This is a genomic window from Thioalkalivibrio sp. AKL19 (assembly GCF_000420165.1).
GTDB lineage: Bacteria > Pseudomonadota > Gammaproteobacteria > Ectothiorhodospirales > Ectothiorhodospiraceae > Thioalkalivibrio.
The window spans coordinates 43,940-66,405 of record NZ_ATUK01000012.1; the positions used below are offsets into that span (position 1 = coordinate 43,940).

21 protein-coding genes, 1 tRNA gene and 1 pseudogene are annotated in these 22,466 nt (G+C 66.6%); 2 read left to right on the plus strand and 21 right to left on the minus strand.

Going from position 1 to position 22,466, the window contains the following annotated elements; genetic code table 11:
* Positions 1–16: 16 nt before the first annotated feature.
* The 13 genes from nuoF to rlmE all read right to left on the minus strand — a co-directional run bounded on the left by nuoF (position 17) and on the right by rlmE (position 11,310).
* The gene (nuoF, locus tag F817_RS0106840; protein WP_024326949.1) at positions 17–1,297 is read right to left on the minus strand and encodes an NADH-quinone oxidoreductase subunit NuoF; all 1,281 of its coding nucleotides are present in this window, start codon (positions 1,295–1,297) and stop codon (positions 17–19) included.
* Between the two features lies 1 nt (position 1,298).
* A complete protein-coding gene (gene nuoE / locus F817_RS0106845; protein ID WP_024326950.1) occupies positions 1,299–1,829 on the minus strand; it encodes an NAD(P)H-dependent oxidoreductase subunit E in 531 nt (176 codons plus the stop codon).
* Positions 1,829–3,082 carry an NADH-quinone oxidoreductase subunit D gene (locus tag F817_RS0106850; protein ID WP_018146234.1) on the minus strand — a complete coding sequence of 418 codons (1,254 nt, stop codon included), beginning with the start codon at positions 3,080–3,082 and terminating at the stop codon, positions 1,829–1,831. The genes nuoE and F817_RS0106850 overlap by 1 nt, the downstream gene beginning before the upstream one ends.
* Complete coding sequence (locus F817_RS0106855; RefSeq protein ID WP_024326951.1) at positions 3,075–3,794, minus strand: NADH-quinone oxidoreductase subunit C; 720 nt, start codon at positions 3,792–3,794, stop codon at positions 3,075–3,077. Before F817_RS0106855 ends, F817_RS0106850 begins: the two co-directional genes overlap by 8 nt.
* Positions 3,795–3,811: 17 nt before the next feature.
* On the minus strand, positions 3,812–4,288 hold the full coding sequence (locus tag F817_RS0106860; protein ID WP_024326952.1) for an NADH-quinone oxidoreductase subunit B family protein: 477 nt from the start codon (positions 4,286–4,288) through the stop codon (positions 3,812–3,814).
* A complete protein-coding gene (locus F817_RS0106865) occupies positions 4,279–4,635 on the minus strand; it encodes an NADH-quinone oxidoreductase subunit A (RefSeq protein WP_024326953.1) in 357 nt (118 codons plus the stop codon). Before F817_RS0106865 ends, F817_RS0106860 begins: the two co-directional genes overlap by 10 nt.
* 264 nt (positions 4,636–4,899) lie before the next feature.
* Positions 4,900–4,984: transfer RNA gene (locus F817_RS0106870), tRNA-Leu, on the minus strand.
* A gap of 22 nt (positions 4,985–5,006) precedes the next feature.
* Entirely contained in the window at positions 5,007–5,387 is a 381-nt protein-coding gene (gene secG, locus F817_RS0106875; RefSeq protein WP_024326954.1) for a preprotein translocase subunit SecG, read from the minus strand.
* Positions 5,384–6,151, minus strand: coding sequence for a triose-phosphate isomerase (gene tpiA, locus F817_RS0106880; RefSeq protein WP_024326955.1), 768 nt, complete (start codon positions 6,149–6,151; stop codon positions 5,384–5,386). The genes secG and tpiA overlap by 4 nt, the downstream gene beginning before the upstream one ends.
* A gap of 178 nt (positions 6,152–6,329) precedes the next feature.
* Positions 6,330–7,670: a phosphoglucosamine mutase gene (glmM, locus tag F817_RS0106885; RefSeq protein WP_024326956.1), complete on the minus strand. Its 1,341-nt coding sequence runs from the start codon at positions 7,668–7,670 to the stop codon at positions 6,330–6,332.
* Positions 7,670–8,563, minus strand: a complete 894-nt coding sequence (gene folP, locus F817_RS0106890; protein ID WP_029681054.1) for a dihydropteroate synthase — start codon at positions 8,561–8,563, stop codon at positions 7,670–7,672. The genes glmM and folP overlap by 1 nt, the downstream gene beginning before the upstream one ends.
* A gap of 98 nt (positions 8,564–8,661) precedes the next feature.
* Entirely contained in the window at positions 8,662–10,641 is a 1,980-nt protein-coding gene (gene ftsH, locus F817_RS0106895) for an ATP-dependent zinc metalloprotease FtsH (RefSeq protein WP_024326958.1), read from the minus strand.
* A gap of 42 nt (positions 10,642–10,683) precedes the next feature.
* Complete coding sequence (rlmE, locus tag F817_RS0106900) at positions 10,684–11,310, minus strand: 23S rRNA (uridine(2552)-2'-O)-methyltransferase RlmE (protein WP_024326959.1); 627 nt, start codon at positions 11,308–11,310, stop codon at positions 10,684–10,686.
* A 67-nt stretch (positions 11,311–11,377) separates the two neighbouring features.
* Between rlmE and yhbY the strand changes: the two genes are divergently transcribed.
* Complete coding sequence (yhbY, locus tag F817_RS0106905; protein ID WP_024326960.1) at positions 11,378–11,677, plus strand: ribosome assembly RNA-binding protein YhbY; 300 nt, start codon at positions 11,378–11,380, stop codon at positions 11,675–11,677.
* A gap of 46 nt (positions 11,678–11,723) precedes the next feature.
* Here yhbY and greA read toward each other — a convergent pair whose 3' ends face one another.
* From greA to carA, 3 genes are read right to left on the minus strand one after another with little or no spacing between them, the layout of a single operon-like run.
* Positions 11,724–12,203 carry a transcription elongation factor GreA gene (gene greA, locus F817_RS0106910; RefSeq protein ID WP_017941361.1) on the minus strand — a complete coding sequence of 160 codons (480 nt, stop codon included), beginning with the start codon at positions 12,201–12,203 and terminating at the stop codon, positions 11,724–11,726.
* A complete protein-coding gene (gene carB / locus F817_RS0106915; RefSeq protein WP_024326961.1) occupies positions 12,200–15,433 on the minus strand; it encodes a carbamoyl-phosphate synthase large subunit in 3,234 nt (1,077 codons plus the stop codon). Before carB ends, greA begins: the two co-directional genes overlap by 4 nt.
* 60 nt (positions 15,434–15,493) lie before the next feature.
* Positions 15,494–16,627, minus strand: a complete 1,134-nt coding sequence (gene carA, locus F817_RS0106920) for a glutamine-hydrolyzing carbamoyl-phosphate synthase small subunit (protein WP_024326962.1) — start codon at positions 16,625–16,627, stop codon at positions 15,494–15,496.
* A 661-nt stretch (positions 16,628–17,288) separates the two neighbouring features.
* Here carA and F817_RS14835 point away from each other — a divergent pair.
* A pseudogene (locus F817_RS14835) lies at positions 17,289–17,493 on the plus strand (hypothetical protein).
* Between the two features lie 275 nt (positions 17,494–17,768).
* Here F817_RS14835 and ruvA read toward each other — a convergent pair.
* The 5 genes from ruvA to aspS all read right to left on the minus strand — a co-directional run bounded on the left by ruvA (position 17,769) and on the right by aspS (position 22,375).
* Entirely contained in the window at positions 17,769–18,377 is a 609-nt protein-coding gene (gene ruvA, locus F817_RS0106925) for a Holliday junction branch migration protein RuvA (protein ID WP_024326963.1), read from the minus strand.
* The gene (gene ruvC / locus F817_RS0106930; RefSeq protein WP_024326964.1) at positions 18,374–18,889 is read right to left on the minus strand and encodes a crossover junction endodeoxyribonuclease RuvC; all 516 of its coding nucleotides are present in this window, start codon (positions 18,887–18,889) and stop codon (positions 18,374–18,376) included. The genes ruvA and ruvC overlap by 4 nt, the downstream gene beginning before the upstream one ends.
* Before the next feature lie 21 nt (positions 18,890–18,910).
* Positions 18,911–19,651: a YebC/PmpR family DNA-binding transcriptional regulator gene (locus tag F817_RS0106935; RefSeq protein WP_019583966.1), complete on the minus strand. Its 741-nt coding sequence runs from the start codon at positions 19,649–19,651 to the stop codon at positions 18,911–18,913.
* A 288-nt stretch (positions 19,652–19,939) separates the two neighbouring features.
* The gene (locus F817_RS0106940) at positions 19,940–20,569 is read right to left on the minus strand and encodes a triacylglycerol lipase (RefSeq protein WP_024326965.1); all 630 of its coding nucleotides are present in this window, start codon (positions 20,567–20,569) and stop codon (positions 19,940–19,942) included.
* Positions 20,570–20,590: 21 nt separating this feature from the next.
* The gene (gene aspS / locus F817_RS0106945) at positions 20,591–22,375 is read right to left on the minus strand and encodes an aspartate--tRNA ligase (RefSeq protein ID WP_024326966.1); all 1,785 of its coding nucleotides are present in this window, start codon (positions 22,373–22,375) and stop codon (positions 20,591–20,593) included.
* Between the last annotated feature and the right edge of the window lie 91 nt (positions 22,376–22,466).

Sequence of the window (22,466 nt, forward strand, 5' to 3'; positions counted from 1 at the left end):
ATGGCGCGGTAGAGCGTCAGGCGGCGTCTGCCACCGGGCTCCGGCCGTGCTGGATGTAGTGTTCGAATTCGTGGCGAAAGTGCTTGACGAAGCTGCGCACCGGCATGGCGGCCGCGTCGCCCAGGGCACAGATGGTGTGCCCCTCGATCTTGCTTGCCACGTCGTCCAGGCGTTCCAGGTCCTCGGGACGCCCCTGCCCCTCGACGATGCGGGTCAGCATGCGGTAGAGCCAGCCGGTCCCCTCGCGGCAGGGCGTGCACTGGCCGCAGGACTCGGAGAAATAGAAGCGCGAGATCCGCTGCAGGGCCTTGACCATGTCGGCGGTCTCGTCCATCACGATCACCGCCCCGGAACCCAGCATGGACCCGGCGTGGGCGATAGAGTCGAAGTCCATGTTGGCCTGCAGCATCACGTCACCCGGCACCACCGGCACCGACGACCCGCCCGGGATTACGGCCTTCAGCTTGCGCCCGTTCAGTACGCCCCCGGCCATTTCCAGCAGGTCCTTGAACGGGGTCCCCAGCGGGATCTCGTAGTTGCCCGGCTTGTTCACGTGGCCGGACACGGAAAACAGCTTTTCGCCGCCGGACTTGGGCACACCCAGGTCCGCGAACCACTGCCCGCCGTTGCGAATGATCGACGGAATCGAGGCCAGTGACTCGGTGTTGTTGATGGTGGTCGGCTTGCCGTACAGGCCGAAGTTGGCCGGGAACGGCGGCTTGAAGCGCGGCTGGCCCTTCTTGCCTTCCAGCGATTCGAGCAGCGCGGTTTCCTCGCCACAGATGTAGGCCCCCGCGCCCAGCGACGGGTGCAGGTCGAAGTCCACCCCCGAGCCGAAGATGTCCTTGCCGAGATAGCCGGCGTCGTAGGCCTCCTGCAGGGCGGTGGTAAAGCGGGTGTTCACCTCGTCCATGAACTCGCCGCGCATGTAGTTGTAGCCCACCGTCGCACCGATCGCGTAACCGGCGATGGCCATGCCCTCGATCAGGGCGTGCGGGTTATACATCAGGATCTCGCGATCCTTGCAGGTGCCGGGCTCGGATTCGTCCGAGTTACACACGATGTACTTCTGCCCGGCGGTGTTGCGCGGCATGAACGACCACTTGAGCCCGGTCGGGAACCCGGCGCCGCCGCGACCGCGCAGGTTGGAGGTCTTGACCTCCTCGATCACGTCCTCGGGGGCCATCTTGCCCTTGTAGACCTTCTCCAGCGCCTGGTAGCCGCCGACGCTCTTGTAGGTCTCGAGCGAGGCGGGGTCGTCCAGGTAACGCGTGGCAAAGCAGATCTGGTTGGCCATGCTACTTCTCCAGACCGTCGAGGATCTCGTCGACCTTTTCGGGCGTGAGATTCTCGTAGTACCTGTGGTCCACCTGCATCATCGGGGCGCCGCAACAGGCTGCAAGGCACTCCTCTTCCAGCTTCAGGTAGAACTTGCCGTCCGGTGTGCTCTCGCCGCGCTTGATGCCCAGACGCTTCTCGAGGTGCTCGATGATGGGCTCCGCGCCACGCAGCATGCAGGAGATGTTGTTGCACACCATGATGGTGTGCTTGCCCACCGGCTCGAGCTCGTACATCGAATAGAACGAGCCGACTTCGTAGACCGCGATGGCCGGCAGCCCGAGGTAATCGGCCACGGCGTCCATCTTCGCGGTGGAGAGATAGCCGTCCTCGTGCTGCACCGCGCGCAGCGCGCCCAGCACGGCCGAGCGCTTCTGGTCGTCCGGATAGCGCGCCAGCCAGGCGTCGATCTCTTCGCGCTCGTGATCGCTAAGCTCGACCTTCTTGCCGGCCGGCTTGTGGAAGGCAACGGTTTTCTGTTCGGCAGCCATCAGCGGTCGATCTCCCCGAATACGATGTCCTGGGTCCCGATGATGGCGACCACGTCGGCCAGCATGTGGCCGCGCGCCATCTCGTCCAGCGCGGACAGGTGCACAAAGCCCGGCGGACGGACCTTCAGACGATACGGTTTGTTGGAACCATCCGAGACCAGGTAGACCCCGAACTCGCCCTTCGGATGCTCGATCGCCGCGTAGGCCTCGCCTTCCGGCAGGCACATGCCCTCGGTGAACAGCTTGAAGTGGTGGATCAGGGCCTCCATGTCGGCCTTCATCTCCTCGCGCTTTGGCGGGGTGATCTTGTGATCCTCGAGGAGCACCGGGCCCGGATTCTGGCGCAGCCAGTCCACACACTGACGAATGATGCGGTTCGACTGGCGCATCTCCTCGATGCGCACCAGGTAGCGGTCGTAACAATCGCCGTTGGTGCCCACCGGGATGTCGAAGTCGAGACGGTCGTAGACCTCGTAGGGCTGCTTCTTGCGCAGGTCCCACTCGATGCCCGAGCCGCGCAGCATCGGGCCGGTGAAGCCCAGCTGCTTCGCACGATCCGGGTCGACCACGCCGATCCCGACGGTGCGCTGCTTCCAGATCCGGTTATCGGTCAGCAGGGTCTCGTACTCGTCCACGCAGCCGGGGAAGCGCTCGGTAAACGCCTCGATGAAGTCCAGCAACGAGCCCTGACGGATCTTGTTCAGGTCATCCACCACCTCCTGCGACTTCCAGGAGGACGGTTGATACTTCGGCATCGTGCCGGGCAGGTCCCGCGCGACGCCGCCAGGGCGGTAATAGGTCGCGTGCATGCGCGCACCCGAGACCGCCTCGTAGCAGTCCATCAGGTCCTCGCGCTCACGGAAGGCGTACAGGAACACCGCCATGGCGCCGATATCCAGCGCATGCGCCCCCAGCCACATCAGGTGGTTCAGGATGCGGGTGATCTCGTCGAACATCACCCGGATGTACTGCGCGCGCAGCGGGGCCTCGATGCCCAGCAGCTTTTCCATCGCGAGCACATAGCCGTGCTCGTTGGCCATCATGGACACGTAGTCCAGACGGTCCATGTAGCCGATCGACTGGTTGTAGGGCTTGCTCTCCGCGAGCTTCTCGGTGCCGCGGTGCAGCAGGCCGATGTGCGGGTCGGCCCGCTGCACCACCTCGCCATCCATCTCCAGCACCAGGCGCAATACGCCGTGGGCGGAGGGATGCTGCGGCCCGAAGTTCAGGGTGAAGTTGCGAATCTCAGGCATTCTCGGCTCCTTCGCCCGGCTTCTCGCCCTCGCTGTAGCGATGGTCGTCGCGGATCACCTTGGGCACCAGCACGCGCGGCTCGATGGTCACCGGCTGGTACACCACGCGCGCCTGCTCGGCGTCGTAGCGCATCTCGACATGCCCGATCAGGGGGAAATCCTTGCGGAACGGATGCCCCACAAAGCCGTAGTCCGTGAGGATGCGGCGCAGGTCCGGGTGGCCGGAGAACAGGATGCCGAACAGGTCGAAGGCCTCGCGCTCGAACCAGTTGGCCGAGGCCCAGACCTCCACCAGCGACTCGACCTCGGGGAATTCCTCGTCATCCAGCCAGGCGCGCATGCGTACACGGCGGTTGTGTTCCACCGACAGCAGGTGGGCCACCACGGTGAAGCGCGGCCCGTCCCAGTTGGAGTCTTCCGGGGCGTCGTCGAAGGTGAAGCGCCCGGAGGTCGCCGCCTCCACACCGCGCGAGAACCCGGTGTTGGTGGCGGAGTCCGTGCCCCATTCGTCCTGGCCGTATTCGAGGTAATCCACCCCGCACAGGTCGATCAGGATCTCGAAGCCCAGGGCATCGCGGAGCTTCTCGCCCGCCGCGCGCCAGGACTCGGGCACGATATCGACGGTGATCTCGTCGTTCGCCTCGTGCAGGCTCTCCAGGGCATCGCCCAGTTCCGCCCGCAGGGCGTCGATCCAGTTGTCTTGTTCAGCCATCTGAAACCCCGGGTGCGTCAGCGCGCGATGGTGTTCGTGCGCCGGATCTTGTTCTGCAGCTGGATGATGCCGTAGAGCAGTGCCTCCGCCGTTGGCGGGCACCCCGGCACATACACGTCCACCGGGACGATGCGGTCGCAGCCGCGCACCACAGCGTAGGAGTAGTGGTAGTAACCGCCGCCATTGGCGCAGGACCCCATGGAGATCACCCAGCGCGGCTCGGGCATCTGGTCGTAGACCTTGCGCAGGGCCGGGGCCATCTTGTTCACCAGCGTGCCGGCCACGATCATCACGTCCGACTGCCGGGGACTCGGCCGGAAGATAATCCCGAACCGGTCCATGTCGTAGCGAGCCGCGCCGGCGTGCATCATTTCCACCGCGCAGCAGGCCAGACCGAAGGTCATCGGCCAGAGCGACCCGGTGCGGGCCCAGTTGATGAGCTTGTCCGCCGAGGTGGTGACGAAGCCCTTCTCAAGAACGCCTTCTATTCCCATTCCAGCGCCCCCTTCTTCCACTCGTAGATGAAACCGACGACCAGAATGACAAGAAACAGGGCCATCGCAAGAAGCCCGAACAGGCCAATGGTGTCTAGCGACACGGCCCACGGGAAGAGAAACGCGATCTCGAGATCAAAGATGATGAACAGGATCGCGACCAGGTAGAAGCGGACATCGAACTTCAGCCGCGAATCCTCGAAGGCCTCGAAACCGCACTCGTAGGGCGAGTTCTTCGCGGCATCGGGCTTGTTGGGTCCAACCGCCATACCGACGATCAACGGCACAATGCCGATCACGATGCCTACTGCGATGAACAGCAGGATGGGTAGATAACCTTCCAGCATTTCTCTCTCCCGTACGCCGCCTCGGGCGGGCAGGTTCGCGAGGCGTCGCGTGGATCGGGCGCGCCGGCGAGCCGTTCAGCGTTGCTGGTTGAAAGCGCGGGTACGGGTCGGTCTCGCAGGGGCGAGACAGGGCCGCACACCGGGCACGGAGTCTAGGTGATGCCCAAAAACGGTGTCAAGTATTCGTAATTTTATAAGATGCTGTTTTTATTGTTATTTGCCCCGGGGACCAACGAATGTTCAGAACCCGAGCCAACCGAAATTTGGTGCAGATGGTGGGACTCGAACCCACACGGCTTGCGCCACTACCCCCTCAAGATAGCGTGTCTACCAATTCCACCACATCTGCCGTTTGCTACAGGGGCCCGATGTCAGTCGGGCACGTCGGCCGGCCGGCCGGATTGCGGGGTGTCCCCGGCGGGTTCGCCATCCGGAATCACCTCGCGCGGAAGGTCCGGCGGACCATCGCCTTCCTCTTCCATGGCCTCCATCTGGTCCAGCAGGCTCTCGGCCTCGGGGCTGGACGCAGCGAGATAGGCCAGCGTCAAGCTGTTCAGGAAGAACACCACAGCCAGCACGGCGGTCGAGCGGCTGAGGAAGTTGGCCGACCCGGCCGCCCCGAACACCGTCGCGGAGGCACCGCTGCCGAAGGCGGCGCCGGCATCGGCGCCCTTCCCGTGCTGCATCAGGATCAGCGCAATCAGGCCGATCGAGACCGCGACCTGGACGACCAGGAGCAGGCCGTAAATCATGTTGCGGCTCGCTCGCCCGCGGCGCGGACGATGGCGGTGAATGCGTCGGCGTCCAGCGAGGCCCCGCCGATCAGCCCACCGTCGATATCCTCCAGCGCCAGCAGGCCGGCCGCGTTGTCGGCCTTCATGCTGCCGCCGTAGAGGATGCGCAGGTCGGCGGCAACTCGCGGATCGCGACCGGCAACCCGATTGCGGATGAAGGCGTGCGCTTCCTGGGCCTGCTCCGGCGTCGCGGTCAGGCCGGTTCCGATGGCCCAGACGGGTTCGTAGGCGATGACCGCGCGATCGAATGCCTCGACCCCGGCGGCGTCCAGCACCGCGTCCAGCTGCTCGGCCACCACCGTCTCGGTACGGCCGCCTTCGCGATCGGCCTTCTGCTCGCCCACGCACAGGATCGGGGTCAGCCCGGCGGCCTGCGCGGCCACGAACTTGGCGGCCACCCAGGCGCTGTCCTCGTTCTGGCGTTCGCGGCGCTCGGAGTGTCCGACGATCACATAGCGGCAACCGACCTCGGCCAGCATGGAGCCGGCGAGTTCGCCGGTGTAGGCGCCCTTCTCCTGATCCGAACAGTCCTGGGCACCCACCGCGATGGGGCTGCCGGAGAGCTCGCTGGCGATCTCGCCGAGGTAGACGGCAGGCGGGCACACCGCCACGTCCACGCCCCGGATGTCGCCCAGGCTGCCCTTCAGGGCGGACAGGAGCGCGCGATTCGCGTCCCGCGAACCGTTCATCTTCCAGTTTCCGGCGACCAGCGGCATGCGCATGCGGATCTTCCTCCTGCGATCGGCCGGACCCCGCGGATAGACGGGGTCCGATCATGATGATTAGAGCGGCGGGATGTTACCGGCGCACCGGGAGCAAATCAACCAAGCGGGCACGCAGCACCGGGCCAGGGGCATGCCACGGGAGGCGACAGGGCGCGCCCCGGAGCGAGGCCGCGGGTCAGATCGCGGCGCGGATGCTGTCCGCGATGCGTTCGGCCGCCGAGCGAGTCTCGTCGGCGTTCTCGCCTTCGACCATCACCCGCACCAGGGGTTCGGTACCCGAGGGGCGCAACAGCACGCGGCCGCGCTGGCCGAGCTGCCCCTCCACCGCGGCAACCTGCGTACGCACCGGCTCGGCCTCCAGACAGCCGGCGACGGCGCCGCTGACAGGCACATTGATCAGGCATTGCGGGAGCTTGGGAATGGCCGCCGCCAGCGCCGACAGCGGCTGGCCCGTCCGGTGCATCAAGTGCGCGACCTGCAACGCGGCAACGGTGCCGTCCCCGGTCGTGGTGTGCTCGAGACAGACGATGTGGCCCGACCCCTCGCCGCCCAGGGTCCAGTCCCGCCGGCGGAGCTCTTCGAGCACGTAGCGATCCCCGACCCTGGCGCGCACGAACGGGATGCCGGCAGCGCTCAGGGTCTGCTCGAGGCCCAGATTGGTCATAAGCGTCCCGACCACGCCGCCATCGAAGCCACCGGCCTGCTGCCGCGCGAGGGCGAGGATCCCGAGGATCTGGTCGCCGTCGACGACCGTCCCGTCAGCATCGGCCAGGATTACCCGATCGCCGTCACCGTCCAGCGCGATCCCCAGATCGGCCCCGCTTGCCCGCACCTGTTCCGCCACCTTCTCGGGATACAGCGCGCCGACACCCTCGTTGATGTTGTAGCCATCCGGGCTGGCCCCGAGGGTCTCGACACGGGCGCCGAGCTCCTCGAACACGTGCGGGGAGACGTTGTAGGTCGCCCCGTGGGCGCAGTCGATCACGATCTTCATGCCGCGCAGCTCGGAGCGCGCCGGGATCGCGCTCTTGCAGAACTCCACATAGCGCCCGGCCGCATCGGCAATACGCACGGCCTTGCCCAGGCGCGCGGCGTCGATCGGCTGCGCCGGCTGGTCCAGCCGTGCCTCGATGGCGGCCTCGGTTGCATCCGGCAGCTTGTCGCCCTCGGGCGTGAAGAACTTGAACCCGTTGTCGTGAAACGGGTTGTGCGAGGCGCTGATCACGATTCCCGCCGTGGCGCGGAAGGTGTGCGTCAGGTAGGCAATGGCTGGCGTCGGCATCGGCCCCAGCAGCGCAACGTCGAGCCCGGCGGCGGACAACCCCGCCTCCAGGGCCGACTCGAACATATAGCCGGACACGCGCGTGTCCTTGCCCACCAGCACCGGGCCCTGGCGCTGGCCATTCTCGCCCAGCACCTCGCCCACGGCGTAACCCAGGCGCAGCGCGAACTCCGGCGTCATTGGCCAGTCCCCGGTGCGCCCGCGAATCCCGTCGGTTCCGAAATACTTGCCCATCAGTTCCCTCGACTGTCCTGCTCGTTGTCACCATCCGCATTCAGTACCGAGTATAGCGCCAGGGCATCACGGGTCGCCGAGACGTCGTGCACACGCAGCACACGCGCCCCGGCCTGCGCGGCCAGCAGGGCGGCAACCGCACTGCCCGGATCCCGCTCGGCGACCGGACGGTCGCCGAGCAACTGCCCGATCATCGACTTGCGCGAGACCCCGACCAGCAGCGGCAACCCGGCGGCCGCCAGGCGCGGCAATCCGCGAAACAGCGCAACGTTGTGCTCAAGGGTCTTCCCGAAGCCAAACCCCGGATCCAGCAGGATCTGCCCACGCGACACCCCGGCCGCCATCAGCTCGGCCGCCCGCTGGTCGAGGAACGCACCGACATCGGCCACCACGTCGTCGTAGTGCGGCGAACGCTGCATCGACTGCGGCTCGCCCTGCATATGCATGGCACAAAGCGCCACGCCGCGCTCGCGGGCGGCCTCCACCGCCACGGCCAGGGCCCCCTCGGCGCGAAAGCCATTGACGGCGTTCAGCAGCCCGGCGCCCGTGGCCACCGCCTCGCGCATGAGCGCCGGCTTCATCGTGTCCACCGACAGGGGCACGGCCAGTTCCGCATACAGGGCCTCAATGACTGGCAGCACGCGACGGCGTTCCTCCTCCAGCGGTACCGGCTCGGCCCCGGGGCGCGTGGACTCGCCGCCAATGTCGAGGATGTCGGCGCCTTGCGCGACCAGGGCCCGGGCACGCGCGAGGGCCTCGTCGACCCGGGCGTACCGGCCACCATCGGAGAACGAGTCGGGGGTCACGTTGAGGATACCCATGATGCGCGCCTGCCCAAGATCGAGGGTGCGCTCCCCGCATTGCAGGACGGCTTGATCAATCGGCACGGTCATTCTCCCGAAGAGCCCAACGAAAAAGGCCGCCAGGCAACGGGCCTGGCGGCCTGATACAGCGACCGGACACGAGCCCGGTCACACACGGAACGGGCCGGTCAGGACTGCGGCGCGGGGCCGCCCACGACGCCCTTGTTGTCGTCATCCCTGCCCTCTGAGCCGTCACCGGAGCCACCCTCGGCATCCGTGGCGCCGGCCTCGGCATCATCACTGGCCTGAGCGGAACCGCCAGAACCACCGCCACTGTCCCAGTCAGCCGGCTCGCGAGGTTCCCGCCCGGCCATGATGTCCTCGATCTGCTTGTCGTCGATGGTCTCGTACTTCATCAAGGCCCCAGCCATCGCGTGCAGCTTGTCGATATTGTCCACCAGGATCTGCTTCGCATGCTGGTAGTTGGTATCAATGATCTGGCGCACCTCGGCGTCGATCTGGCGCGCGGTGTCATCCGACATCGGCTTGGACTTGCCCATCTGACCACCGAGGAAGGGGTGCCCCTCTTCCTCGCCATAATCCAGCGGCCCCAGTTTTTCCGAGAGCCCCCATTTGGTCACCATGTTGCGGGCGATCTGGGTCGCACGCTCGATGTCATTGGAAGCCCCGGTAGTCACCTTTTCATCGCCAAAGATGATCTCTTCCGCCAGGCGTCCGCCGAACAGGCTCGCCAACTGACTCTGCAAGCGAGTCTTGGAATGACTGTAGCGGTCTTCCTCGGGCAGGAACATGGTCACACCCAGGGCACGGCCACGCGGGATGATGCTGACCTTGTACACCGGGTCGTGCTCCGGCACCGTCAGGCCGACGATCGCATGCCCGGCCTCGTGGTAGGCCGTCAGCTTCTTCTCGTCCTCGGACATCACCATGGACTTGCGTTCGGCGCCCATCATGATCTTGTCCTTGGCACGCTCGAAGTCGGACATGTCCACCAGGCGCTTGTTGGCGCGTGCCGCGAAAAGCGCGGCCTCGTTCACCAGGTTCGCCAGATCAGCGCCAGAGAAGCCCGGCGTACCGCGCGCGATCAAGTCCGGTCGGACATCGTCGGCGATCGGGGTCTTCTTCATGTGGACCTTGAGGATCTGCTCGCGGCCGCGCACATCCGGCGGCGGCACCACCACCTGGCGGTCGAAGCGGCCCGGCCGCAGCAGAGCCGGATCCAGCACGTCCGGACGGTTGGTCGCCGCGATCACGATGACCCCCTCGGTGCCCTCGAAGCCGTCCATCTCGACCAGCAGCTGGTTCAGGGTCTGCTCGCGCTCGTCGTGACCGCCACCCATGCCGGCGCCACGCTGGCGACCGACCGCATCGATCTCGTCAATGAAGATAATGCAGGGGGCATGTTTCTTGGCCTCGGAGAACATATCGCGCACGCGCGAGGCGCCCACGCCAACAAACATCTCGACGAAGTCGGAGCCGGAGATGCTGAAGAATGGCACCTTGGCCTCGCCGGCGATGGCTTTGGCCAGCAGCGTCTTCCCGGTACCCGGCGAACCGACCATCAGCACGCCCCGGGGGATCTGGCCGCCCAGCTTCTGGAACTTGGAGGGATCACGCAGGAAGTCGACCAACTCGGTCACCTCCTCCTTGGCCTCGTCGCAGCCCGCGACGTCGCCAAAGCCGACCTTCACCTGGTCCTCGGACATCAGCTTGGCCTTGGACTTGCCGAAGGACATCGCGCCCTTGCCACCGGCACCCCCGCCCTGCATCTGGCGCATGAAGTAGATCCACACGGCGATCAGCAGCAGGATCGGGAACCAGCTGATCAGGATGCTCATCAGCAGGGAACGTTCGGCCTCCTCATGGGCATTGACCTCCACGTTGTTCTGCAGCAGATCGCCGATCAGGCCGGGGTCATTCGGATTCACCGTAGTGAACTGCTGGCCCTCGATCGTGGTGCCCTTGATCTTCTCGCCCTCGATGGTCACGTTGTCCACGCGACCACCCTGCACATCGCGGATGAACTCGGAGTAGGTAATACTCCGCACGTCCTGCGTCTGCTGCTGCGGGCCGAAGTTGTTGAAGACAGACATCAGGACGACGGCAATCACCGCCCAGATGATCAGGTTCTTGGCCAGACCGTTCAAAACGACACCTCGAAAAACATCAATCGTCAGTTGCGGGGAGCTTTACACATCCCGGGGCTCGCGCGCCAATACATACACTTCCCGTGACCGTGGCCGCGAGGCCTTCGGCTTGCGCACCTTGACCGATCCGAACCGGCGGCGGACTTCGGCCAGGTAGGCGTCCGAACCCTCCCCCTGAAACAGCTTGACCAGAAACGCCCCCCGAGGGTTCAGAATCTGGGTGGCCAACTCCAGTGCCAGTTCACAAAGGTGGATCGAGCGCGGCTGGTCCACGGCATCCGTACCGGTCAGGTTGGGGGCCATGTCGGAAAGGACCAGGTCGGCGGGTTCGCCCCCGAGGGCCGCGAGGATCGCGTCCAGAACGGTATCCTCGCGGAAGTCGCCGGTCACGATCGCCGCGCCCGGGACCGGGTCCATCGGCAGGATGTCCGTGGCGACCAGCACCCCCTTGCGACCGATCTTCTGGGCCGCGTACTGGGTCCAGCCGCCGGGGGCCGCGCCCAGATCCACCACGCGCATCCCCGGCTTCAGCAGCCGGTCACGTTCGTCGATCTCCTGCAGCTTGTAGACCGCGCGCCCGCGATAGCCCTCCTGCTGGGCCCGCTGGACGTAGGGGTCGTCGAAATGCTCCTTCAGCCAGCGCTGGCTGGAGCGGCTACGCTTGGGCATACCCGATCCTCGCGCCGGGGCGCGGCGTGCTACAATTTCGTGGTTTCAACACCGAAAACGGCCTCCCGTGAATCTGACCGACGCGCAACGCCGCCATCTGCGCAGCCTCGCCCATCCTCGCAAACCCATCGTGACCATTGGCCGCAATGGGCTGACCGACGCGGTGCTCGCGGAGCTGGAGCAGGCGCTCACCCACCACGAACTGGTCAAGATCAAGGTCAACATCGGCGACCGCGAGGCCCGCAACGGGACCGTCGAAGAACTGTGCGAACGCACCGGCGCCGAGCGGGTACAACGCATTGGTCATGTGGCCACCCTGTTCCGGCGCAACCCGGACGACCCCAAGGTCTCGCTAGACCCCGCCTGACAGCGCCGCCCGGCCCCGCAACCGGGCGCAACCGGGCACGGCCACGTCAGTTGACGTAGCGAACCTCCAGGATCTCGTATTCCGTCTCCCCGCCCGGGGCCTGCACGGTGACCACATCGCCCTCTTCCTTGCCGATCAGCGCCCGCGCGATGGGGGAGGAGACCGAGATCATGTTGTTCTTGATGTCGGCCTCGTCCTCGCCCACGATCTTGTAGGTCACCTGGCGCCCGTCCTCGGTCGCCTCCAGCACCACGGTCGTGCCGAACACCACCTTGCCGGTCTGCGGCAACGTGGTCACGTCGATGATCTGCGCGTTGGAGAGCTTCGCCTCCAGCTCGCGGATGCGGCCCTCGATGAAACTCTGCTGCTCGCGTGCGGCGTGATACTCGGCATTCTCCTTGAGGTCACCATGCTCGCGCGCCTCGGAGATCGCGTTGACCACGCGCGGGCGATCCTCGCCCTTCAGCTTCTTCAATTCTTCCTTCATCTTTTCCGCGCCGGTCACGGTCAAGGGCGTCTTGTTCATGCGCTTTTCCCTCCGAGATTTTCCTGGTGGAGGTCCTGCAGCCGGAAGACGTCGTTCGCCCCCAGATGGTCCAGGGCCTGCACGGTGGCCCTGGCCCCGGCGATGGTGGTGGTATAGCCCACCTTGTGCATCAGCGCCTCGCGGCGGATGGTGTAGGAGTCGGAGGTCGACTGCTTGCCCTCCACGGTATTGATGATGAAGCTGATTTCGTCGTTCTTGATCATGTCCACAATGTGCGGGCGGCCCTCGGTGACCTTGTTCACCCGGGTCACCGCGATACCCGCTTCTTCCAGCACGTTCGCCGTGCCGCGGGTCGCCAGCACCTCGAAGCCCAGCTCGACCAGACGCCGGGCGACCTCGCCCACCAGCGGCTTGTCGATCTCGCGCACCGACACGAAGGCCTTGCCGGTGGACGGCAGCAGCACGCCCGCACCCAGCTGGCTCTTGGCGAAGGCCTCGGCGAAGCTGCGGCCGACCCCCATCACCTCACCGGTGGATTTCATCTCCGGCCCCAGGATCGGGTCCACGCCCTGGAACTTGGCGAACGGGAAGACCGACTCCTTCACCGAGTAGTAGTCGGGGTAGACGGCGTCCCCCACGCCCTGGTCGGGCAGGGTCTGGCCGGCCATGCAGCGCGCAGCGATCTTGGCCAGCGGGCGGCCGACACTCTTGGAGACGTACGGCACGGTCCGCGAGGCGCGCGGGTTCACCTCCAGCACATAGATGTCGTCGCCCTTGATCGCGAACTGGGTGTTCATCAGGCCCACGACTTTCAGCCCCAGTGCCATCTTGCGCACCTGCTCGACCATCTCGTCCTGCAGCGCCATGGACAGCGAGAACGGCGGCAGCGAGCAGGCGGAGTCGCCCGAGTGCACGCCGGCCTGCTCAATGTGTTCCATGATCCCGCCGATGATCACGTTCTCGCCATCCGAGATGGCATCGACATCGACCTCGATCGCGTCATCCAGGAAGCGGTCCAGCAGCACCGGGGCATCGTTGGAGACGGACACCGCGTTTTGCATGTAGCTGCGCAGGTCCTCGCGGTCGCGCACGATCTCCATCGCGCGCCCACCGAGCACGTAGGACGGGCGCACCACCAGCGGGTAGCCGATCTCCTCGGCCAGCTTCTCCGCCTCTTCCTCGCTGCGCGCGGTACGGTTCGGCGGCTGCTTGAGCCCCAGCTTGTTCAGCAGGGCCTGGAAGCGTTCGCGGTCCTCGGCCAGGTCGATGGAATCCGGGCTGGTGCCGATAATCGGCACGCCGGCGGCCTCCAGATCGCGCGCCAGCTTCAGCGGGGTCTGCCCGCCGTACTGCACGATCACGCCGGCCGGGTTCTCGGTCTCCACGACCTCCAGCACGTCCTCCAGCGTCAGCGGCTCGAAGTACAGCCGGTCGGAGGTGTCGTAGTCAGTGGAGACGGTCTCCGGGTTGCAGTTGACCATGATGGTCTCGTAGCCGTCCTCGCGCATCGCCAGGGCTGCGTGCACGCAGCAGTAGTCGAACTCGATGCCCTGGCCGATGCGGTTGGGCCCGCCGCCCAGGACCATGATCTTCTGCTTGTCGGTCGGCTCCGCCTCGTTCTCCTCTTCATACGAGGAGTACATGTAGGCGGTGGTGGTCGCAAACTCGGCCGCACAGGTATCCACCCGCTTGTACACCGGGCGCACGCCGAGGCCATGGCGATGCTTGCGCACCGCCTTTTCGGTCTCGTTGAGGATCGTTGCCAGGCGCAGGTCGGAGAAACCGCGCTGCTTCAGCCGGTACATCTCCTCGGCCTTGATGTCGCCGAGGATGCGGTCGCGCAGACCCTTCTCGACGTCCACCAATTCCTGGATCTGCGCCAGGAACCAGGGGTCGATCGCCGTCAGGTCGAAGATATCCTGGATCGAGAAACCGGCACGGAAGGCGTCGGCCACGTACAGCACCTGCTCCGGGCTGGGGTTGGCGAGCTTCGTGCGCAGCTGATCCACCACGTCGGCAGCGTCCAGGTCAATGCGTTCGTCGAGGCCGTCCATACCGGTCTCCATCGAGCGCAGCGCTTTCTGGAACGACTCCTGGAAGGTGCGGCCAATGGCCATGGCCTCGCCCACCGCCTTCATCTGCGTGGTCAGGCGCGCCTCGGCCTGCGGGAACTTCTCGAAGGTGAAGCGCGGGATCTTGGTGACCACGTAGTCGATGGACGGCTCGAACGAGGCCGGGGTCAGCCCGCCGGTGATCTCGTTTTTCAGCTCGTCGAGGGTGTAGCCCACGGCCAGCTTGGCGGCGACCTTGGCGATCGGGAAGCCGGTCGCCTTGGACGCCAGCGCGGAGGAACGCGACACCCGCGGATTCATCTCGATCACGATCATGCGCCCGTTTTCCGGGTTGATCGCGAACTGCACGTTGGAGCCACCGGTCTCCACGCCGATCTTGCGCAGCACCGCCAGCGAGGCGTCGCGCATGATCTGGTATTCCTTGTCGGTCAGGGTCTGCGCCGGGGCCACGGTGATCGAGTCGCCGGTGTGGATGCCCATCGGATCGAGGTTCTCGATCGAGCAGATGATAATGCAGTTGTCCGCCTTGTCGCGGACCACCTCCATCTCGAACTCCTTCCAGCCGAGCGCGGATTCCTCCAGCAGCACCTGGTTGACCGGCGACAGGTCGATCCCGTTCTTGACGATGTACTCGAACTCCTCGCGGTTGTAGGCGATGCCACCGCCCGAACCACCGAGGGTGAACGACGGCCGGATGATCACCGGGAAGCCGATCTTCGGCTGGATCTCCTGCGCCTCCTCCCAGGAGTGCGCGAGCATCGCCGTGGGAGTATCCAGGCCGATGTCGGCCATTGCCGCCTTGAAGTGATCGCGGTCCTCGGCCATATCGATCGCCGCCTCGTTGGCGCCGATCATCTCCACGCCGTACTTCTCGAGCACGCCTTCGCGCGACAGGTCCAGCGCGCAGTTCAGCGCGGTCTGCCCGCCCATGGTCGGCAGCACGGCGTCCGGGCGCTCCTTCTCGATGATCTTGGCGACCGTCTCCCACTCCACCGGTTCGATGTAGGTGGCATCCGCCATCTCCGGGTCGGTCATGATCGTCGCCGGGTTGGAGTTCACCAGGATCACCCGGAAACCCTCCTCGCGCAGGGCCTTGCAGGCCTGGGCACCGGAGTAGTCGAACTCGCAGGCCTGACCGATCACGATCGGGCCGGCCCCGAGGATCAGGATGCTCTGGATATCGGTACGCTTGGGCATGTGACGGCTCTCGCAGGCTGTCGAAATCGGAAATTCGGTCGTGAAAACGGGGGGAAGGCGTTAGCTGCGCGCCGTGCGCATCATCTCGACAAAGTCGTCGAACGCCGGGGACACGTCATGCGGACCCGGACTCGCCTCCGGATGGCCCTGCAGGCTGAAGGCCGGGCAGTCGGTGCGGGCGATGCCCTGGAGCGTGCCGTCGAACAGCGAGCGGTACGTCGGCGTCAGCGTCTCCGGCAGGTTGTCCTCGTCGATCGCGAAGCCGTGGTTCTGCGACGAGATCATCACCCGCCCGCTGGCCTCGTGCCGGATCGGGTGGTTCGCCCCGTGGTGGCCGAACTTCATCTTCACGCTCTTGCCGCCACTGGCGATACCCAGCAGCTGATGCCCCAGGCAGATCCCGAACAGCGGCAGCTTGCGCTCGCAGAAGTCGCGGATCGCATTGATCGCATAGGTGCAGGGCTCGGGGTCGCCCGGACCATTGGACAGGAACACGCCATCCGGCTTGAGTTCCATCACCTCGTCCACCGGCGTCTCGGCCGGAACGACGGTCACGCGGCAGCCGCGATCCGCCAGCATGCGCAGGATGTTTTGTTTCATGCCGAAATCGTAGGCCACCACATGGTAGTCGGCGGCCTTCGCATCAACCCGGGCCGGCTCCTCGCCCAGCTGCCAGGTCCCCTCCAGCCACTCGTAGCGGCTGCGCGTGGTCACCTCGCGCGCCAGGTCCATGCCCTTGATCCCGGGAAACTCGCGGGCCGCCGCCAGGGCCGCAGCCTCGTCCACGTCACCGGCCTGGATGCAGCCGTTCAGCGCGCCCTTCTCGCGCAGGATGCGGGTCAGCTTGCGGGTATCGATCCCGCTGATCGCCACGATGCCGTGACGCAGCAGATAGTCGGGCAGCGACTCGCGCGAGCGCCAGTTGGACACCAGCGGCGGCAGATCACGGATGATCAGCCCTGCGGCATGTGCCCGCGAGGATTCGTCGTCCTCCGGGTTGGTCCCGGTATTGCCGATATGCGGATAGGTCAGCGTAACCATCTGCCGGTGATAGGACGGATCGGTGAGGATCTCCTGATACCCGGTCATCGCGGTGTTGAACACCACCTCGCCAACCGTCTGGCCCAGGGCGCCAATCGCCTGACCATGAAACACAGTGCCATCTTCCAGGACGAGCAGAGCAGGCGCGGACACGGGGGACCTCCGGATGGTCTGGGTCGGGGCCGCCAGGCCTTTGCCGGCGGCGATACTGCGATTCATTCGGGATCTTCGACCCGGCCTTTCCCGCACCGTTTCACCGGGGGACTGGACCCCGTTCACGGACAACGGTTCGGAGCTTCAGGACGGGTACGGATACGCCCTCAAGTGTACGCGAGCGCCGCGCGCGGCGTCCAACGAGATCCCCGCTTTCGGCGTCATCCGCCTCTCCGCCCCAGGCTGGCAATCGCTCACCCTTGGGCGTTGATGGCTGGTCCCCGTTCGTCGCCCGGTGTTTCGCCTGCCTTCGGCCCGCCGCCTGCCTCGTGGTGGCTGGCCCTGGTTCGGCATCGGTGTTTACGTGCCTTCGTCCGGCCGCCTGCCAGGCGCTGACTCGCCAGCGCGCCGCGAGGCACTTCTTTGCTCGTGCAAAGAAGTGCCCAAGAAACACGCCCGACTGCCGCGACCCCGGCCCGCTGTGCGGGCCGGGGTTTCCCTCGCTCCGAGGGTTTTCGCGGGCGGCGCTGAACTCGCTGCGCCTACGGCTCCGCTCAGACATCCAGCCCCTTTTCTCCCGCGAAAACCCTCTCCACTCGGCGCGACGACAACGGGGGGTTCAAGGTCAAGACAACGGCGATCCACACGTGCGCGCCAGTAGATGAAGGCTGGGTCTTCCGGCATCTGGGCACGCTCGGCCTGCGGCCATAGCGTGCCGCGCCCGCAAGCGGGCGCCGGGGGCTTTCGGGCGGCGATGCCTATGGTTAGGCAGAAGCGTGAGGATACGTTCGGTTTTGACCTTCCTCTCCCGTATGGAGCCCCTTGCGGAAGGGTTCTCGGGCCGGGAGAAGGCGCTGGATGTCTGAGCGGAGCCGAAGGCGTAGCGAGTTCAGCGCCGCCGGCCCGAGGGCCCTGGAGCAAGGTTCCTGGGCGGAATCCGGGTGCCCTTCTTTGGGTCCTTTCTTGGACAAGCAAGAAAGGACCTCGCGGTGCGCTGGCGAGAGAGCGCGTGGCAGGCGGCAGACCGGAGCCACCGTAAACAACCCAGGACGAACCGGGGCCAGCCTGCATGGGGCGAGACAGGACACTGAAGCAAAAGGCTCGTGAAACGGTAGCCAGCGAGCGCGCAGCCGGGTGTGCGCTAGCGCTTGACGGTGGAGCGCAGGGCGAGCCGCACCAGCGTCTCCACCGAATCCGCCTGGTCGCGGACCGCCGCGACCATCTTCTCGGCGCTGGCCCGCGGATAGCCCAACGACTCCAGCGCGGCCAGTGCCTCGCCCTCCATCGCGGCGGCGGGCGTCGGCTCGCTGCCGGCCACGCCCCCGGCGGGTGCAGCGGCAAAGCCCATCTCTACGAGACGCTCGCCCAGTTCCAGCACGATGCGCTCGGCCGTGCGCTTGCCGATGCCCGGCACCTTGGCCAGGCCCGTGACGTCACCACCACTGATCAGACCCGCCAGCTCGTCGCCGGCATAGGTGGAGAGCATCGCGAGCGCGAGCTTGGCGCCGATGCCGTTCACCCGGATCAGGCGCCGGAACAGGTCGCGATCGCGCTTGTTCAGGAAGCCGAACAGCTGGTGGGCATCCTCGCGCACGACGAGGTGGGTGGCCAGCACGACGGTTTCGCCCGGCTCTGGCAGGGCCGCCAGCGTGGACAGCGGGACATCGACCTCGTAGCCGACCCCGCCGGTGTCGATCACAACACCACCCACCTCGCGGCTGATCAGCCGGCCTTCCAGCCGGGCAATCATGGACGCCCCCCGATCATGGCGGAGGCCGAACCCAGCAGGCGCGCCTCATTCTGCTGGGTGTGGGCATGGCAAAGCGCGACGGCCAGGGCGTCGGCGGCATCGCTGCTGGCCGGTTCGGCCAGGCGTAGCAGTTGCTGCATCATGTGCTGGACCTGTTCCTTGTCCGCCCCGCCGATGCCGACCACGGCCAGCTTGATCGCGCGCGGGGCGTATTCGTGTACCGCAAGGCCGGCCTGGGTGGCGGCGCAGATGGCCGCGCCCCGGGCATGCCCCAGCTTGATCGCGGACTGGGCATTGCGCGCGACGAACACCGATTCGATGGCCAGCACGTCGGGCTTGAGCTCGTCGATCACCTCGACCACCCCCGCGAAGATCTCGCCCAGGCGCTCGGGAAAGGCCTTCGCCTTCGGCCGGATCACCCCGTGGCCGCAGGAACGGCCGCGGCTTCGGTCATACTCGATCACGGCGAAACCGGTGACCCGGGAACCGGGGTCGATCCCGAGGATGCGCACGCCGCTCACACCGCGTCCGGATCAGTCACCGCTGACCTCTTCCGGGAAGTCGGCGTTGGTGTAGACGTTCTGCACGTCGTCCAGGTCATCGAGCATGTCCAGCAGCTTGAGGACCGACTCAGCGGTTTCCGCATCCAGCGGTGCGAGGGTCTCCGGACGCCAGGTGACTTCGGCGTTTTCCGGCTCCAGGCCGCGCTCCGTCAGCGCGGCGCGCACGTCCTGGTAGGTCTCCGGCTCGGTGATCACCTCGATGGCACCGTCGTCCTCGACCTGGACGTCCTCGGCCCCGCCCTCCAGCGCGGCCTCCATCACCACCTCGTCATCCAGCCCGGGGGCGAAACGGATCACGCCCTTGTTCTGGAACAGGTAGGCGACCGAGCCGTCGGTGCCAAGGTTGCCGCCCATCTTGGAGAAGGCATGACGGACCTCGGCGACCGTGCGGTTGCGGTTGTCGGTCATGCAGTCGACCAGGACCGCCGCGCCGCCCGGGCCATAGCCCTCGTAGCGGATTTCCTCGACATTGTCGCCATCACTCTCGCCGGCGCCGCGCTTGGCGGCCCGCTCGATGGTGTCGCGGGTCATGTTGGAACCCAGCGCCTTGTCGATCGCCAGGCGCAGGCGCGGGTTGGTCTCCGGGTCCGAGCCACCCTGGCGCGCGGCGACGGTGATCTCGCGGATCAGCTTGGTGAAGAGTTTGCCGCGCTTGGCGTCCTGGGCATTCTTGCGATGCTGGATGTTCGCCCACTTGCTGTGGCCTGCCATTCGGTCACGACTCCTTGGGTTGGGTTCGGTTATACCGACCCGGCATGCCGCCGGGCACCGGAATGCGCACAGTCTAATCGCTGGGGCCGTGCTAATCACGGATGCGCGTGGCGGCATGCCCACCCCACCGTCACCGTCGCCCTGTCATTGCGAGACACTCAGCGGCGAAGCAATCGCCTGACGAAACCGTAGCGTTCGCATCGTCGCCGGGGCACCCTGGGAGATCGCCACGGCGCTGCGCGCCTCGCGATAACGGTTCTTGTTGCCCCTGACCGGGCTAGCCAGGCGTCAGGGCAGGAACTCGCCCGCCTCCAGAAAGTGCAGGGTCTCGTGCGCCACCACGGTGTCGAACAGCATGCCCATGTGCGTGACCGGAAGGGTCAGGTGGCGCGAGACGTCGGGGCCCTGCGTCTCGTCCACCGCAATCAGGCCGTCATGCGGATGCGGCAGACGCGCGATCAGCGGGCCCGGCCCGAGCGAGCGGCTGCCGGCCAGCATGCCGATGTCGCGCCCGCGCAGGATCGGGCTGCCCCCGAGCAGGCCGCGATCCAGCGCCGCACCCAGCCACCAGCGCCCGGCCCGGTTCCGCGCCAGGCGTGCCGCCACGCGGCTTCCAGCCAGGGGGGAGCCGAGCATCACGATGCGACCGGGGCGTTGCACAGGAGCGGCCTCGAACAGGTGGCGCACCACCACGCCGCCCAGGCTGTGTGCCACCAGGTGCACCAGGTCCCCGGGGACCTGTTCCAGAAAGGCCGCCAGCGCGCGAGCCGCCTGCTCCGGCGTCTGCCGCTGCGAGGCGTAGCGAAACGGGTACACCGCGTGGCCCCCGGCGCGCAGTCGACGCCGTAACAAGGCCATCTCCAGGCCGGACATATGCCAGCCGTGGACGGTAACAACGCTGGTGCGCATGCCGGCCATGATGCGCGACCGGCCGGGCCGTTACCCGGCCTGTTGCGTAGCGCTGGGGCGCAGGCGGATGCCCAGCTCACGCAGCTGCTTCTCGCCGACCGGGGCCGGGGCATCGGTCAGCAGGCAGGCGGCGGTCTGGGTCTTGGGGAAGGCCATCACGTCGCGGATCGAGTGGGCGCCGCTCATCAGCATCACCAGGCGGTCGAGGCCGAAGGCCAGGCCGCCGTGCGGCGGGGCGCCGAAGTTCAGGGCATCCAGCAGAAAGCCGAACTTCTCGCGCGCCTCTTCCTCACCGATGCCCAGGGCCTCGAACGCGGCCTGCTGCATCTCGGGGTTATGGATACGGATCGAGCCGCCGCCGACCTCGGTGCCGTTCAACACCATGTCGTAGGCGCGGGACAGCGCCTCGCGCGGGTTGGCGCGCAGCGCCTCCGGACTGTCCACCGCCGGGGCGGTGAACGGGTGATGCAGGGCGTACAGGCGCTTGTCCTGGTCGTCGTATTCGAACATCGGGAAGTCGACCACCCACAGCGGCTGCCAGCCTGCCTCGACCAGCTCCAGGTCGTGGCCGATCTTCACGCGCAGCGCACCGATCGCCTCGTTGACCACCGAGGCCTTGTCCGCGCCGAAGAAGATCAGGTCGCCGGCGGCGGCCGCGGTCTTCTCCAGGATCTGCCGGGTCACGTCCTCCGGCAGGAACTTGAGGATGGGCGACTGCAACCCGCCCTCGATATCAGCCGGGTCGTTGACCTTGATGTAGGCCAGGCCCTTCGCGCCGTAGCGACCGACATACTCGGTGTAGACGTCGATCTCCTTGCGCGTGAGCTTGGCACCGCCCGGGACGCGCAGGGCGGCCACACGACCCTCGGGGTCGTTCGCCGGGCCGCTGAAGACCTTGAATTCCACCGCCTGCATCACCTCGGTCAGCTCGGTGAACTCCAGCGGGATGCGCAGATCCGGCTTGTCGGAGCCAAAGCGGGCCATCGCCTCGGCATAGGCCATGCGCGGGAACGGATCCGGCAGTTCCACGCCCTGCACCTCGCGGAACAGGTGGCGAATCAGGCCCTCGGTCACCTCCATCACGTCCGCCTCGTCGACGAACGCCATCTCCATGTCCAGCTGGGTGAACTCCGGCTGGCGGTCGGCGCGCAGGTCCTCGTCACGGAAGCAGCGGGTGATCTGGTAGTAACGATCCATGCCGGACATCATCAGCAACTGCTTGAACAGCTGCGGCGACTGCGGCAGGGCAAAGAAGCTGCCCGGATGCGTGCGGCTGGGCACCAGGTAGTCACGCGCACCTTCCGGTGTGGCCTTGGTCAGCATCGGGGTCTCGAGGTCGAGGAACTCGCGGTCCTCGAGGAAGCGGCGCATGGCCGCGGAGACCTGCGCGCGCAGGCGCAGACGCTGCTGCATCAACGGGCGGCGCAGGTCCATGTAGCGATAGCGCAGGCGGGTGTCCTCGCCGACGTCCTCGTCGTCCAGCGGGAACGGCGGGGTCTTCGCGGCGTTCAGGACCTCCAGCTCCAAGCCCAGGATCTCGACCGCGCCGGTGGTCAGGTCCGGATTCTCGGTGCCTTCGGGGCGCCGGCGCACACGGCCGGTCATGCGGATCACGTACTCGCTGCGCAGCTGCTCGGCGCGCGCGAAGACCTCCTCGCGGTCGGGGTCGAACACCACCTGCACCAGCCCCGCGTGGTCGCGCAAGTCGACGAAGATCACGCCGCCGTGGTCACGCCGGCGGTTGACCCAGCCGCAGAGGGTCACCTCCGAGTCGAGTTCGTTCTCGGTGACACGTCCACACAGATGAGTTCGCATTGCGCTGTTCCAGCCGAAGGGCACGCCCGCCAGGGGGCTGCACGGTTAGTCGGGAAAACGGGGCGAACATGCCGCTCGCGCCCGCGAAAAG